The organism is Flagellimonas marina (genome assembly GCF_042651185.1).
In the GTDB taxonomy this organism is placed as follows: Bacteria; Bacteroidota; Bacteroidia; order Flavobacteriales; family Flavobacteriaceae; genus Flagellimonas; species Flagellimonas marina.
The window spans coordinates 101345-116112 of the sequence record NZ_JBHSCL010000003.1 but is presented as its reverse complement, the minus strand read 5'-3'; the positions used below and the strand labels follow the sequence as shown (position 1 = coordinate 116112).

At 41.7% G+C, this 14768-nt stretch carries 10 protein-coding genes and 2 tRNA genes; 7 read left to right on the top strand and 5 right to left on the bottom strand.

Going from position 1 to position 14768, the window contains the following annotated elements:
- Position 1 precedes the first annotated feature (1 nt).
- From ACFOWS_RS02925 to ACFOWS_RS02915, 3 genes are all read right to left on the bottom strand, one after another.
- Complete coding sequence (locus ACFOWS_RS02925; RefSeq protein ID WP_379762465.1) at positions 2–415, bottom strand: STAS/SEC14 domain-containing protein; 414 nt, start codon at positions 413–415, stop codon at positions 2–4.
- A 197-nt stretch (positions 416–612) separates the two neighbouring features.
- The gene (locus tag ACFOWS_RS02920) at positions 613–1053 is read right to left on the bottom strand and encodes a BLUF domain-containing protein (protein ID WP_379762464.1); all 441 of its coding nucleotides are present in this window, start codon (positions 1051–1053) and stop codon (positions 613–615) included.
- A 202-nt stretch (positions 1054–1255) separates the two neighbouring features.
- Positions 1256–3811, bottom strand: a complete 2556-nt coding sequence (locus ACFOWS_RS02915; RefSeq protein ID WP_379762463.1) for an ATP-dependent Clp protease ATP-binding subunit — start codon at positions 3809–3811, stop codon at positions 1256–1258.
- Between the two features lie 261 nt (positions 3812–4072).
- On the opposite strand from ACFOWS_RS02915, the gene gyrA reads away from it, so the two are divergent.
- Together gyrA and ACFOWS_RS02905 are read left to right on the top strand one after the other, a co-directional pair.
- Entirely contained in the window at positions 4073–6559 is a 2487-nt protein-coding gene (gyrA, locus tag ACFOWS_RS02910; protein ID WP_379762462.1) for a DNA gyrase subunit A, read from the top strand.
- 72 nt (positions 6560–6631) lie between these two features.
- Entirely contained in the window at positions 6632–7894 is a 1263-nt protein-coding gene (locus ACFOWS_RS02905) for a tetratricopeptide repeat protein (RefSeq protein ID WP_379762461.1), read from the top strand.
- Between the two features lie 56 nt (positions 7895–7950).
- Here ACFOWS_RS02905 and ACFOWS_RS02900 read toward each other — a convergent pair whose 3' ends face one another.
- Positions 7951–8700, bottom strand: coding sequence for a C40 family peptidase (locus ACFOWS_RS02900; protein ID WP_379762460.1), 750 nt, complete (start codon positions 8698–8700; stop codon positions 7951–7953).
- Positions 8701–8720: 20 nt separating this feature from the next.
- Positions 8721–9896: an acetyl-CoA C-acyltransferase gene (locus ACFOWS_RS02895; RefSeq protein WP_379762459.1), complete on the bottom strand. Its 1176-nt coding sequence runs from the start codon at positions 9894–9896 to the stop codon at positions 8721–8723.
- A gap of 113 nt (positions 9897–10009) precedes the next feature.
- Here ACFOWS_RS02895 and ACFOWS_RS02890 point away from each other — a divergent pair, with 113 nt between their 5' ends.
- The 5 genes from ACFOWS_RS02890 (at position 10010) to ACFOWS_RS02870 (ending at position 14616) form a co-directional block, all read left to right on the top strand.
- Positions 10010–12046 carry an HD family phosphohydrolase gene (locus ACFOWS_RS02890; protein WP_379762600.1) on the top strand — a complete coding sequence of 679 codons (2037 nt, stop codon included), beginning with the start codon at positions 10010–10012 and terminating at the stop codon, positions 12044–12046.
- Between the two features lie 114 nt (positions 12047–12160).
- Positions 12161–12244 (top strand) — tRNA-Ser (locus ACFOWS_RS02885).
- A 147-nt stretch (positions 12245–12391) separates the two neighbouring features.
- Positions 12392–12469 (top strand) — tRNA-Pro (locus ACFOWS_RS02880).
- Positions 12470–12607: 138 nt separating this feature from the next.
- On the top strand, positions 12608–13936 hold the full coding sequence (locus tag ACFOWS_RS02875) for a phage integrase SAM-like domain-containing protein (protein WP_379762458.1): 1329 nt from the start codon (positions 12608–12610) through the stop codon (positions 13934–13936).
- Between the two features lie 86 nt (positions 13937–14022).
- The gene (locus tag ACFOWS_RS02870) at positions 14023–14616 is read left to right on the top strand and encodes a hypothetical protein (protein ID WP_379762457.1); all 594 of its coding nucleotides are present in this window, start codon (positions 14023–14025) and stop codon (positions 14614–14616) included.
- The last annotated feature ends 152 nt before the right edge of the window (positions 14617–14768 follow it).

Below are 14768 nucleotides of genomic sequence, written 5' to 3'. Positions count from 1 at the left end.
TTTAATTCTTTCCTTTGATAGATTTCACCCTTTTCTTTATCCAAGCCAAAGCATTGTCGAACTCAATAAAGAACTCCATAGGTTTTTTGTAGAACAATTTCTCAATCTTGAAATTGTGCATATCTATTTCCTTTTTGGAGACAATGGCAAACGCCTTTAAGTTTTCCAACCCTCTCAAGTAGTTGTATATGGTTGGGTCAACGGCATACGAATTTCTACGTAGGCTTATGTAGCCAAAATTCTTGTCCCTAAAATGTATTTCCGAAATCCCAATGATTTGATAGGCACGCTCTAGCGTTACTGTGGCACCTTCATCAAAGGTAGCGACCATGTAGTTGTCAAAAACCTGTACGGTTCCGATGTCCAGATGGTATTCGCGTACCACAACGGTCTTCTTCGTAGAAGTAAATTTCATTCCCCAAATAGTTATAGTGTCTCGAGACGAAAGTATGATGAACACTAGGAGACCTGAAAAATATTAGATTAAAAGCAATATTATCGTTTGTATTACAATTTGGCATAAAAAAACCTGACACTGGTCAGCATTTTTGAAGTTTAGTTGGAACTATTTTTTCTGCTGATCAATTAGATTTGGTCATCTTAAAATTTGATCTAAAAGTCTTTTGGAGGATTGGTTATTAAAAATTTTATTCTATCCCAGAACAATTTTGCAGTTAGGTGTTTTGGTTCGGTCAAATCGGCCAATAGCAATAAATTTCTTTTAAACTGTTCAAATTCGCTTTTGTTCGTGGTATTGGCGTCAATGGGATAATATGCCATACCCCAATTCGGAAAACTCCTTTCAACGTTGGCATCCTCGGAAAACATATGGATGTTTTTGTGACGTCCGTCCATCTTTATCTTTTTGTAAAGTGCACTAACCTTTTCCCTGTCCCCTTCAAGAACCTGTATAAATCCGCCCATATAGTATATAAGGCAACCTGTAATATTGTCGCGTTTGTTGTTTTTACGAGATTGTTCCAATAAATTTCCCATTTCGTGTTCGCTCATTGGTTTAACAATTTCCGACTCGTAGGTTAGTGTATAAATCATGTTTGTGTATGAATAAAATTCAAACATAATTTTTTAGTGCTCCATGGGCAAGCTGTTCTATAAGATTCTGCTTTTTTTTTGTGGAAATATGAAAAATTGGAATTGTGGTTTAAGTTTTAAGACTTATTTGGCCACGGGCTGTAAATCAAGGAAATAAAAAAAAGCTGACACATGTCAGCTTTTTGTATAGGGTATTGTGATTTTACTTTTCAGTTTCTGGAGACTTTTCGGTTTTCTTTATTTTAATAGTGAGTTCTTCTTTTTTCTCATCCAAATCCATAAAGATACTGTCACCTTCCTCCAGTTTGGAGTTTACAATTTCCTCTGCCAAAGCATCCTCAATATACTTTTGGATGGCTCTTTTAAGAGGTCGCGCTCCGTACTGTTTGTCAAAGCCTTTTTCAGCAATATAATCCTTGGCCTTATCGGAAAGACTGAGGTCATAACCGATATCCTTGATGCGCTTGTAAAGCTTGTTCAACTCAATATCAATGATTTTGTGGATGTCCTCTCTTTCCAATGGGTTGAAGACAATCACATCATCGATACGGTTCAGGAACTCAGGTGCAAATGCCTTTTTAAGGGCATTCTCAATAACACTTTTCTGATGGGTGTCTGCCTGCGCCTTTTTGGCTGCGGTACCGAAACCAATACCTTGCCCGAAATCCTTCAATTGACGTGCTCCAATGTTGGAGGTCATGATGATGATTGTATTTCGGAAATCAATCTTTCTTCCCAGACTATCGGTAAGGAAACCATCATCCAGTACTTGCAACAACATATTGAAGACATCTGGGTGGGCCTTTTCAACCTCGTCCAATAAAATGACAGAGTAGGGCTTTCTTCGAACCTTTTCGGTCAACTGTCCGCCTTCTTCATAACCAACGTATCCCGGAGGTGCTCCCACCAATCTAGAAATGGCGAATTTTTCCATGTATTCACTCATATCTATCCGGATAAGGGCATCTTCAGAATCAAAAAGTTCCTTGGCCAAGATTTTGGCCAACTGTGTTTTTCCAACGCCTGTTTGTCCTAAGAAAATAAATGACCCAATAGGTTTGTTGGGGTCCTTCAGTCCTGCACGGTTCCTTTGGATGGCCTTGGCCACTTTGGCAACAGCTTCATCTTGACCAATGACAAATCCTTTGATCAAATTGGGCAGCTCTGCCAATTTGTTACTTTCAGTCTGGGCAATCTTATTTACAGGAATGCCACTCATCATGGAAACCACATCGGCTACATTGTCCTCGGTTACAGTTTCACGATGGAGTCTGCTTTCCTCTTCCCAACGTTCCTGTGCGGAAGCCAACTCTTTTTCAAGACGCTTTTCGTCATCTCGAAGCTTGGCAGCCTCCTCGTACTTTTGTTTTTTGACCACGCTGTTTTTCAACTCGCGAACATCTTCCAACTGGCTTTCCAGTTCCAAAATCTGTTTGGGAACATCCATGTTGACAATATGTACCCGCGAACCAGCTTCATCCAAGGCATCGATGGCCTTGTCCGGTAAAAAGCGGTCGGTCATATATCTGTTGGTCAACTTTACGCAGGCCAAAATGGCTTCATCGGTATAGTTGACATTGTGGTGATCTTCGTACTTACCTTTGATGTTCATCAAAATTTCAATGGTCTCTTCCACGGAAGTAGGTTCAACCATCACTTTTTGGAAACGACGTTCAAGGGCACCATCTTTTTCGATGTACTGTCTGTATTCATCCAACGTAGTGGCACCGATACATTGTATCTCACCTCGTGCTAATGCAGGCTTGAACATGTTTGAAGCATCCAAACTGCCTGTGGCACCACCGGCTCCAACAATAGTGTGAATCTCGTCAATGAAAAGGATAATGTCGTCATTCTTTTCCAACTCGTTCATCACTGCCTTCATTCGTTCCTCAAACTGACCACGGTACTTGGTACCGGCCACCAATGAGGCCAAATCCAGCGTGACCACGCGCTTGTTATACAGAATCCGTGATACTTTTTTATTGATAATGCGCAAAGCCAAACCTTCGGCAATGGCACTTTTACCCACACCGGGTTCGCCAATGAGCAACGGATTGTTTTTCTTTCGTCGGCTTAATATCTGGGAAACGCGCTCAATTTCCTTTTCACGCCCCACAACAGGGTCTAATTTGTTGTCTTCGGCCAATCGGGTAAGGTCACGCCCAAAATTGTCCAAAACCGGGGTCTTGGATTTTTTGGTGCCTTTTTGTCCGGAGCTTGAACCAAAGGTGCTTTCCTTGGAATCACCAGAATCATCTGGATCACTTGGAAATGATTCGGCCTGTGGTGAATCTATGTAGTCATCATCACTGGTGATCATGGATTTGAATTGTTCTTTTACATTATCGTAGTCCACTTTTAGTTTATGCAGCAGTTTTGTTGTGGGGTCATTCTCATTTCTAAGGATGCACAACAACAGGTGCGCGGTATTTATGGAGGAGCTTTGGAAAAGCTTTGCTTCCAAAAAAGTGGTCTTCAGCGCACGCTCGGCTTGGCGGGTGAGGTGAAGATTTTTCTTGTCCTTTTGCATGGTTCCCGTGTTTGGATTTGCCGGACTAAGGATTTCCACCTTTCTGCGAAGGTGGTCCAAATCCACGTCAAGGGCATCCAAAATGTTAATGGCCTTGCCATTTCCATCTCTTAAAAGACCGAGCATAAGGTGCTCCGTACCAATGAAATCATGCCCCAATCTTAGGGCTTCTTCCTTGCTGTATGCTATTACGTCTTTTACTCGGGGGGAAAAATTATCATCCATACCTTTCTTTTTCAGCAATTAAAATTAATAAAAGTATTGTTACAGTAGTCAAATACTGTACCCTTATTCGATAAACTAGTGGTAAATGTCGAAATAAAGGGTGTTTTTTTACCAGTTTAACAAACCTTTATTATAATAAACACCTCCTTCCAATACTGTTAATAATTTTTTTAATAAAGTAAGTGTCAATTGTTTTGAAAGGGCCTATTTTCCGTATATTGCCATGATATTTTAACCACAAATAAACAATAAGATTTTAGCATGGCGGAAGGAGAAAAGTTAATTCCTATCAACATAGAGGATGAGATGAAATCTGCCTACATTGATTATTCAATGTCGGTCATTGTGTCACGTGCCCTGCCAGATGTTCGTGATGGACTAAAACCAGTTCACCGTAGGGTTCTTTTTGGAATGCATGAACTTGGGGTAAGATCTAACAGTTCACACAAGAAATCTGCCCGTATTGTTGGGGAGGTTTTGGGTAAGTACCACCCGCATGGGGATACATCGGTGTATGACACTATGGTACGTATGGCACAGGAATGGAGTTTACGGTACATGCTTGTCGATGGGCAAGGTAACTTTGGTTCGGTTGATGGGGACAGCCCCGCGGCCATGCGTTATACCGAGGCCAAAATGCGGAAGATCGCCGAGGAGATGTTGGCCGATATCGATAAGGATACGGTGGACCATCAACTCAATTTTGATGATTCTTTACAGGAGCCTTCGGTTCTTCCTACCCGTATTCCCAATTTATTGGTGAACGGTGCATCAGGTATTGCAGTAGGTATGGCCACCAATATGCCACCCCACAATCTATCTGAAGTGGTTGATGGCACTATTGCTTATATCGATAATAGCGATATTGAAATAGATGAACTTATTACCCATATCAAAGCCCCTGATTTTCCGACAGGGGGTATCATTTACGGGTATGATGGTGTAAAAGAGGCCTTCCACACCGGTAGGGGACGTGTGGTAATGCGCGCCAAAGCTTCGTTTGAGGAAGTTCAGGGAAGGGAGTGCATCGTTGTTACCGAGATTCCATATCAGGTCAATAAGGCAGACATGATCAAAAAGACTGCTGACCTGGTCAATGAAAAGAAAATAGAGGGGATTGCATCCATTAGGGATGAATCCGATAGAAAGGGGATGCGTATCGTTTATATTTTAAAGCGAGATGCCATACCCAATATCGTATTGAACATGCTGTACAAGTATACAGCGCTTCAATCTTCTTTTAGTGTCAACAACATTGCATTGGTCAATGGTAGACCGCAGTTGTTGAACCTTAAGGAAATCATTCACCATTTTGTGGAACACAGGCATGAGGTGGTGGTTCGAAGGACCAAATACGAGCTGCAAAAGGCCGAAGACAGAGCACATATCCTTGAAGGGTTGATTATTGCTTCGGATAACATTGATGAGGTAATTGCCATTATTAGGGCATCCTCAAATGTTGAAGAGGCACGTACCAGTTTAATGGAGCGCTTTAAGTTGACCGAGGTTCAGGCCAAGGCCATTGTGGAGATGCGTTTGCGCCAACTTACTGGTCTGGAACAGGACAAATTGCGTGAGGAGCATGCAGAACTTTTAAAGACCATTGAAGATTTAAAAGATATTCTAGCCAAGAAAGAGCGTAGAATGCAAATCATCAAGGATGAATTGCTGGAAGTAAAAGAGAAGTATGGAGATGATAGAAGGTCTGAAATCAACTACGCAGGTGGTGATTTGAGCATTGAGGATATGATTCCCGATGAGCAGGTAGTCATTACCATTTCCCACGCGGGCTATATCAAAAGAACAAGCTTGTCCGAATACAAGACACAAAATAGGGGAGGTGTGGGGCAAAAAGCTTCGTCCACCCGAAATGAGGATTTCTTGGAGCATCTTTTTGTGGGAACCAACCACCAATATATGTTGTTCTTTACCCAAAATGGAAAATGCTTCTGGATGCGGGTTTATGAAATCCCGGAAGGAAGTAGGACTTCCAAAGGAAGGGCCATCCAGAATCTCATCAATATTGAGATGGAGGATAAGGTGAAAGCCTTTATCTGCACCCAAGACCTCAAGGATGAGGATTATGTGAACAGTCATTATGTGATCATGGCTACCAAAAAAGGTACGGTTAAGAAAACGTCATTGGAGCAATATTCCCGTCCACGTCAAAATGGAATTAATGCCATTACCGTTAAAGATGGCGATGAGCTCTTGGAAGCCAAATTGACCACCGGTACCAGCCAAATTTTCTTAGGATTGAAATCAGGAAAGGCCATCCGTTTCGAGGAAAGCAAAACCCGACCTATGGGTAGGAATGCTTCCGGGGTTCGAGGAATTACCTTGGCCGATGATAAGGATGAGGTAATTGGAATGGTATCCGTGCATAATTTTGAAGATGACATCTTGGTCGTTTCAGAAAATGGCTATGGAAAAAGATCCAACTTAGAAGATTATCGCGTAACTAATAGGGGTGGAAAAGGGGTGAAAACCATTTCCATCACGGAAAAGACCGGCGGACTGGTAGCTATCAAGAATGTTACCGATACGGATGACTTGATGATCATTAACAAATCTGGTATTGCCATTCGAATGAGTGTGGAGGATCTTCGCGTAATGGGAAGAGCCACCCAAGGTGTTCGACTCATCAACCTAAGGGAAGGTGATTCCATTGCTGCAGTGGCCAAAGTGATGAAAGAAGACGATGATCTTGATGATGCTGATGTGCTTGACATTGAGGTGAATGACTAAGATGGCATGGCAATTGATAAGAACAAGGAGAATAATTAATAATCGATAAACACTAAATAATTACATTTTAACATGAAGACTAAAGTTTTAATACTGTTAGCCATAGGAATTTCAACCATGGGCTTTTCCCAGAAGAGTGAGATCAGGGATGCGGAAAAAGCACTGAAAGATGGCGATGTTGCAGCTGCAAAAACTGCTTTGGATGCAGCAGCATCCAGCATTGATGCCGCTGATGAAAGATTGCAGGCACAATATTATGCCGTTTTGGGAAATGTATATTCCGATATGGCATCCAAAGGTGATGCTGAGGCCTTTCAACCTGCCATTGACGCCTATAACAAGGTTATCTCAATTGAAGAGGCCAGTGGAAAGGAAAAATACACTACTGTGGCACAACAAAAATTGTCGCAAATGACCGCTGACTTAGTGAATGCTGCCGTTGAGGATAACAACAACCAGAAATTCTCTGAAGCTGCCGAAAAATTGTATTTGAGCTATAAGTTGAGCCCAGCTGATACCGTTTATTTATACTATGCTGCGAGCAGTGCTGTAAATGGCCAAGAGTATGAGCAGGCCTTGAAGTACTACAACGAGTTAAAGGAAATTAATTACGACGGTAGTGGAGTAACTTACACCGCTGTAAATGTGGAGACCGGAGAGGTTGAAACTATGGATAAAAACACTAGGGACCTTTATGTGAAAGCAGGCACCCACAAGGATCCAAAGGAAGAAAGAAGCCCTTCCAAAAAACCTGAAATAGTTAAAAATGTGGCTTTGATCTACCAACAATTGGGAGACTCTGATAAAGCTTTGGAAGCTTACGCAGAAGCAAGAGAAGCCAATCCGGAGGATGTGAACCTAGTTTTGGGAGAAGCTAATCTGTACTATTCATTGGGTGATAAAGAAAAGTTCAAAGAACTTATGGCCCAAGCTTCTGAAATGGCTCCAGACAATGCCGATTTGTTGTACAATATTGGCGTTATTAACATGGAGCAAGGTAATTTGGAGGATGCAAGAGATGCTTACAAAAGGACCTTGGCCATTGACCCGGGATATATCAATGCTTTGTTGAACCTTTCAACAACGTATGTAAATGAGGGTAACGGTCTTATTGACGAGATGAACGCTCTAGGGAATTCCAAAGCTGACATCGCGAAATACGATGAGCTAAAAGCCAAAAAAGATAGCCTCTTCCAAGAAGGTGCAAAAGTTTTGGAAGATGCGGTTAAAACCAATCCCGATAACCAAAGTATCTTGACCCAATTGAAAAACATCTATGGTGCTTTGGGTGATACAGAAAACTTTATGAGAGTTAAAAAGCTTTTGGGGGAATAGTAATTTCTTTAAGCTAAAACATGAAAAAGGGTCACAGTTTTGTGACCCTTTTTCTTTTAGACTATTTTCTTGATGACCCTGAGCTGGTGGGTATACAATTTTTCTTCTGTATTAAAAATGCCCGTATGATCTAACCTATCAATGCGAACATGGCCATGGACGTGAATAATGTAATTGTCCTTTAGAATGATGCCCACATGATCTATAATACCTTCATTGTTATCGAAAAAGGCTAGATCTCCCGGTTCACTTTCCTCAATAAAGCTAAGAGCCTCTCCTTGTTTGGATTGACCTTCGGCAGCTCTTTGTAATGAATGTCCATTTATTTTGTAAACCATTTGGGTGAATCCGGGGCAATCAATCCCAAAAGGGGTTTTGCCACCCTTTAAATACGGTGCGTTCAAATACAGAAAGGCCGTATCGACTAAACTGGATTTTGGTTTTTCACCTTCTATGATCGTACCTTCAAAAGAATGGTTCAATAAGGGTGACGAAGAAATCATTGAACCCAGCAAAATAGGAAGCAACATGCCATTATTGGCACAGATATGGGAAATTACATCCGATGAAATCTTTTGAGGTCCCGAAGTCAATGCTTCGTAATCCAACTCATTGATAAAATTAAATTGCGAGTTGGGTACCCATCCTTCGCATTGGTCGTGGGCCACACGAATCCTACTCCATTTTTTTCTGCCCTCCAATACTTTAAAATGTTCCCCATACAATAGCTGTGAAACCATCTCTGTACAATCGTCAGGCTGAACCCTTATGGGAACAATGCTTAAATGGCAAACTCCATATTGCATGTATTGGCTAAATTGGGTAACTAAATTCTTTCAAGAACAATTGCCGAAGCTCCACCGCCACCATTACAAATGGCCGCAGCACCTAACTTGGCATTGTTTTGCTTTAAAACATTGAGCAGGGTAATGGTAATTCGTGCTCCGGAACAGCCTAAAGGATGACCTAAGGAAACTGCTCCTCCGTTCACATTTACATTGGTATCTGTTAGCCCTAATAACTTTATGTTGGCCAATCCCACCACAGAAAAAGCCTCATTGAACTCAAAATAGTCAATATCTGAAAGGGAAACACCCGCTCTTTCCAGTGCTTTGGGCAATGCCTTGGCCGGGGCCGTTGTAAACCATTCGGGCTCATGAGCCGCATCAGCGTATCCTTTAATATAGGCCAAGGGTTCCAACCCAAGTTCCTTCGCTTTTTCTTCGCTCATGAGCACAACCGCAGCCGCTCCGTCATTTATGGTTGAAGCATTTGCGGCCGTTACCGTACCTTCTTTGGTGAAAGCAGGACGCAATGCTGGAATTTTCTCAAGTTTTACGTTTTTATACTCCTCATCTTCATTCACGATTATGGGTTCACCTCTGCGCTGGGGAACTTCCACAGGAACAACTTCGTCCTTAAATTTTCCGGAACCCCATGCTTCTGCCGATCTCTTATAAGATTGAATGGCGTAGGCATCTTGGTCCTCTCGGCTAAACTCATATTTGGAAGCACATGCATCAGCACAAACACCCATGGCATTTTGGTCATACGCATCTACCAACCCATCTTTTTGCATGCCATCTACCATGGTCGTTGGACCAAATTTCACACCGTTCCGCATGTGCACATAGTGCGGGATAAGGCTCATGTTTTCCATGCCTCCGGCCACTACAATGGAATTTTCTCCCAAAGCAATGGATTGGGCACCTTGCATAATGGCTTTCATTCCAGAAGCACAAACCTTGTTGACTGTAGTGCAGGGAACCGTGTTGGGGATACCCGAATAAATGGCCGCTTGGCGGGCAGGTGCCTGGCCTGTGCCTGCCTGAACTACATTTCCCATTAAAACCTCCTCAACCAGCTCGGGTTTAAGATCTATTTTTTCCAATGCTCCCTTAATGGCAATGGAGCCCAATCTAGGGGCCGGTACGGTGGACAAAGCACCCATAAAGCTACCTATTGGGGTCCTAGCTGCAGAAACAATAACAACTTTGTTCATATGTGCATTTTTACTGATGCGAAAATACTAAAATTAAATGCAAAAGGTCCAGAATCACTTTGAGGCTCACTTCTTATTTATATTTTCTATTTTTGATGAGAACAGCACAAGGAATGGGAAAGACTTTGGATAATGTATATAAGCATCAATCACTTGCCTACAAGTACTTTCTATACCTGATTTCAGTAGGACTCATTGTTTTCTTTTTTCCGAAAGGAGGGAAGTTCAAGTATGAGTTTCAAAAAGGAAAACCTTGGCAGTATGAGAATCTTTATGCGCCGATAGATTTTTCCATTAAAAAGACACAGGAGGAGATAGCCCAAGAGCAACAATTGCTCCGCAATAGAAAAACCGATTATTATACGTTTGATGCTTCAACGGTGACCACCATCAAAAATGATGTGCAACAAGAGCTGAACGGACTGTTTGAAGCAAACTCCATTTCTAGTCGGGAACAGCGAACGATATCAAACACAGCCGAAGAGCTCATCGATAGTATTTATAAACTTGGGGTGTTTCAGGATTTGCCCTCATCGAACTCCATTGTAGTGGTGAAGAACAACAAGGCCTTGCCGTTGGACCCTAATAATTTCATGGATGTTCAGGAAGCGAAAGAACGAATAGGCGGTATTTTATCAAGTAAGAGTTTTCAAGGGGATGTAAGGCTGGGAAATATCATTCAAAGAAATATAAGGCCCAATCTCTCTTATGCGGAGTCCCTTACTAATAAGGCTTTGGAAGAGGAGCTCTCCAAAATTTCATTTACCCGGGGTGAGGTAGCCGAAGGAAGATTGATTATTGCCAAGGGAGAGGTAGTTGAAGCTGAAAATTTTAAAATACTAAACTCGCTGAAGGATGAGTACGAATCCGAACTGTGGCGCGGCAATAATTACTATTTTATTCTTTTGGGCTACACCATTTTGGTAGCATTGGTGTTGATTATGCTGTTTTTGTTCCTAAAGCGATATCGAAATGAAATCTTTAAGAACAATAATAAGGTCACTTTTATCTTTTTCAATATCCTTTTGATGGTACTTGCCACCACCTTCACCGTGAAGCATTATGAAAGTTTTGTGTATGTGGTGCCGCTTTGCATCCTTCCTCTGGTGTTAAAAAACTTTTTTGATGCCCGATTGGGGTTGTTCGTCCATGTGCTCTCAGTATTGATTCTTGGTTTTGTGGTGCCAAATAGTTTTGAGTATATCTTTTTGCAGATTATTGCTGGTATCGTAACTATTTTAACCGCATCGGAACTGTATAAAAGGGCCAATCTCTTCATTTCTGTCGGACAGATCACTTTGATTTACATCATTGGCTATTTTGCTTTTCATGCTATCCATGAAGGTAATCTTGAAAACATAGAATGGATTTTATTTGGGGTTTTTGTTTTGAATGGGCTATTGACCCTTTTTGCACAACCTTTGATCTATATGTTCGAAAAGATTTTTGGTTTGGTTTCTGATGTTTCCCTGTTGGAGCTTTCAGACACCAATTCAAAACTATTGAAAGAGCTTTCAGATAAAGCACCGGGGACATTTCATCATTCGTTACAAGTGGCCAATCTGGCCGAAGCAGCCGCGAATGAGATTGGGGCAAACGCTATGTTGGTAAGAGTAGGTGCGCTATACCATGATGTTGGGAAGATGGACAAACCGACCTATTTCACAGAGAATCAAATTACCAATGTCAATCCCCATGACGATCTTCCGCCGAGGGAAAGTGCCAAAATAATCGTAGATCATGTTATTACGGGAATCGAAATAGCACGCAAGAACAATATTCCGGATAGGGTTATAGATTTCATCCGAACCCACCATGGTACTACTTTGGTATATTATTTCTTTAAGAAGCAACAAGAGTTGGAATCAGAGGTTGATTCGGATGATTTTAAATATCCAGGTCCAATTCCATTTTCAAAGGAAACTGCTATTTTAATGATGTCGGATGCGGTGGAAGCAGCTTCCAAAAGTTTAAAAAACCCTACGTTTACCATTATTGATGAGTTTGTGGACAAAATTGTGAAAGGACAAATGCAAGCCGACCAGTTTTTGAACGCAAATATTACACTTAAGGAAATTGAGATGGTAAAAAAGGTTTTGAAACAAAAACTCACCAATATTTACCATCTTCGAGTGGAGTATCCTGAATAAGGGATGCTGGAAATCAAATGGTTTCAAAAAAAATGAAAAATAGTTGCGATCTATTGTATGAAAAGGTACATTTGCATCCGCATTTTTAGAATGCACGTTCATAAAATAAAACTAGGAGAGGTGCCGGAGTGGTAACGGAGCAGATTGCTAATCTGTCGACGGGTAACTGTCGCCTGGGTTCGAGTCCCAGTCTCTCCGCTTTTTCCTTTTCATTTGGAATATTTTGAGGTAAAGTACCTCAACATTGCTCGGTATAAACTCCGCCCGAGTGGGCTACTTAACAGTAGTGTTTTATTGGAGTTTGAGATTTTTGTTTTAAGGTCTTAAGTCACTAAGACTGATTTTCGGGGTGTAGCGTAGCCCGGTTATCGCGCCTGCTTTGGGAGCAGGAGGTCGCAGGTTCGAATCCTGCCACCCCGACCAGTTGAAAACCCTTGTATTTACAGGGGTTTTCTTGTTTCTGGACTTTTCTTATCCTTATTTTTCTAGACATAAAGTTGGTAAAAAGCAGTAAAAAACGGTATTTTACGGCAACAATTGTCGCAAAATTGTCGCAAAAATATGCCAACCACTGCCAAGATCATTTTGGACACCCGCAGCCATTCCAAGACAAAGGGCGGGCACCCAATATCCATCTATATTTCAAACCACGGACATAAATACGTTTCATTGAAACGGTATTCCGAAAAAAAATACTGGGGCGGGGAAAATGTAAACCGAAGACATCCCGAACACTCGGAGTTGCACCGGTACATTCTCGACAGGAGCCTAAAATTGATAAAAGAAGTTGAATATTGCAATGAGCACAACCTTGGTTTACGGGAATCGGCCAATGTGATAATCAACGGACTGCAGGACAAAGAGGCAAGAATCCAACAGTTGGAAAGCGAGCTCCGTCAATTAAAGGGCGAGAACGCGGCCATGCTCATGGAGTTTTGGGACGGCTTTATCCAGGAGTGCAGGGACAAGGGTATGTCCACGGATGCACTTGAAACCACAAAGAACCAGGTTTCGGCCTTTTTGATGAACAAGGATATGTTGATCAATGACATAAACTATGAATTTTTGAACGACTTCTCCACCTATAAATTGAAGGACAATTGCAATCGGGGCGGGCTGAACCACTATCTGGCCACTTTCAGAAGGGTTTTTCGTGCGGCACAGAAAATAGAATCACTCCATATCAAACCAGGAAATCCTTTCTCCGGACTCATCACCAAGTCAAGAGATGGGGATATTGTTACCATGAGTGTTGAGGAAATGCAACGTTTCAAGGATTTTCAGCCCAATAATTTCACCTACGAGCGGAACGCAAAGAGCATCTTGAAGCGCAGGGACCTCTGGTTGTTCCAATTCTATATAGGGGGGCATGATTTTATCGATGTCTCTTTGCTGAAATGGAGCAATATAAAGAACGACCGCATTAGGTTCAAAAGACACAAGAACAGGCACCATCTAAATGGCGGCCCCCTCGTGGACAACATACTTGTTCCGGAAGCACTGGAAATCATTAAAAAGCATGGGACCAAAAAGAGTAAAAAGAATGAGAGGGTATTCAATTTTCTTCCATTGCCAAATGACCTGCGGACCTATAAGAACAAAATGGCCAACATCCGCAGGAGTTTGCGGGCCATATCCGAAGGCATTGAACTATCCGATACCATGAAAACAAAATCGACCAGGTACATATTCAAAACTTGGGGCGATGAAATGCTATTGGATTTTCGCGCAATCCAACAGATTCAGGGCCATTCACAGGAAGGGGTATCCGCTAGGTATGGAGCAAGGTTACCTAATGAGGTGGTTGACGATGTTCTGAAAAAGATTGTCGATCGAAAAATAAAGGAGGAGAAGGATAAGGACAAAGAGAAGCCATCGGAAAAACCATAGTTTTTCTAAGATTTTTACCCAACGGTGGTTAAAAGAATTCCCATATATTGCTATCCGCTTTTTTAACTAATCAACCAAACATTAAAATGAAAAAAATAATACTTCTATTCGCAACAATCATTTTTACAGCGACACACGGACAAAATTTGTCAAGGGTTCAAAAAGTAAATGGAATCGAGGTCTATGTCATGTCAGAGCCGACGAACAGCTATGAAGTGGTTTACGGTAACGGTAATACCATAAAATGGAGCAGTTTTATCACTGGCGGACTACTGAACGAAAGTATTAGCACCAAGATTACATCGTTCGTGAACAACACAAAAAAGGAAGCAGAAAAGGAGGGTGTTCAGATGGATGCTATTGTGTACACGAACGGTAAAAAGGTTGTCGGGGTAAATTTTACCGGACAAAAAGACGATAGGACGGCAGAAGTCCAAGTGATGAACGGTATTCCTGTCTACATAATGTGTGAGCCAGTGAAAAAATACACTGTTGTTACAAAAGAGGGTCCAGGGCTGAAATGGAAGTCTTTCCTGACCTTGGGACTGGTGAACAATAGCGTTGAACAGGATATTTCCAAGTACTTGAATAAACTAGAAAAGGATTTTAGGAAGGGAAAGGTGGATGCCCTTCTTTACAGCAGCGGTAAAAAAGCGGTTGGGATAAAATTCACAGAATGACTGATTGGGTAAAAACCATAGTTTTTCTAAGGTTTTTCTACAATGGCGGTTAAAAGAATTCCCATATATTGCGTTCCCCTTTATCTTCAATACATTCAGGACTGTTCTTAACAAATGTTTGATAACTGTTGTATGAATTGACCTACGCGACT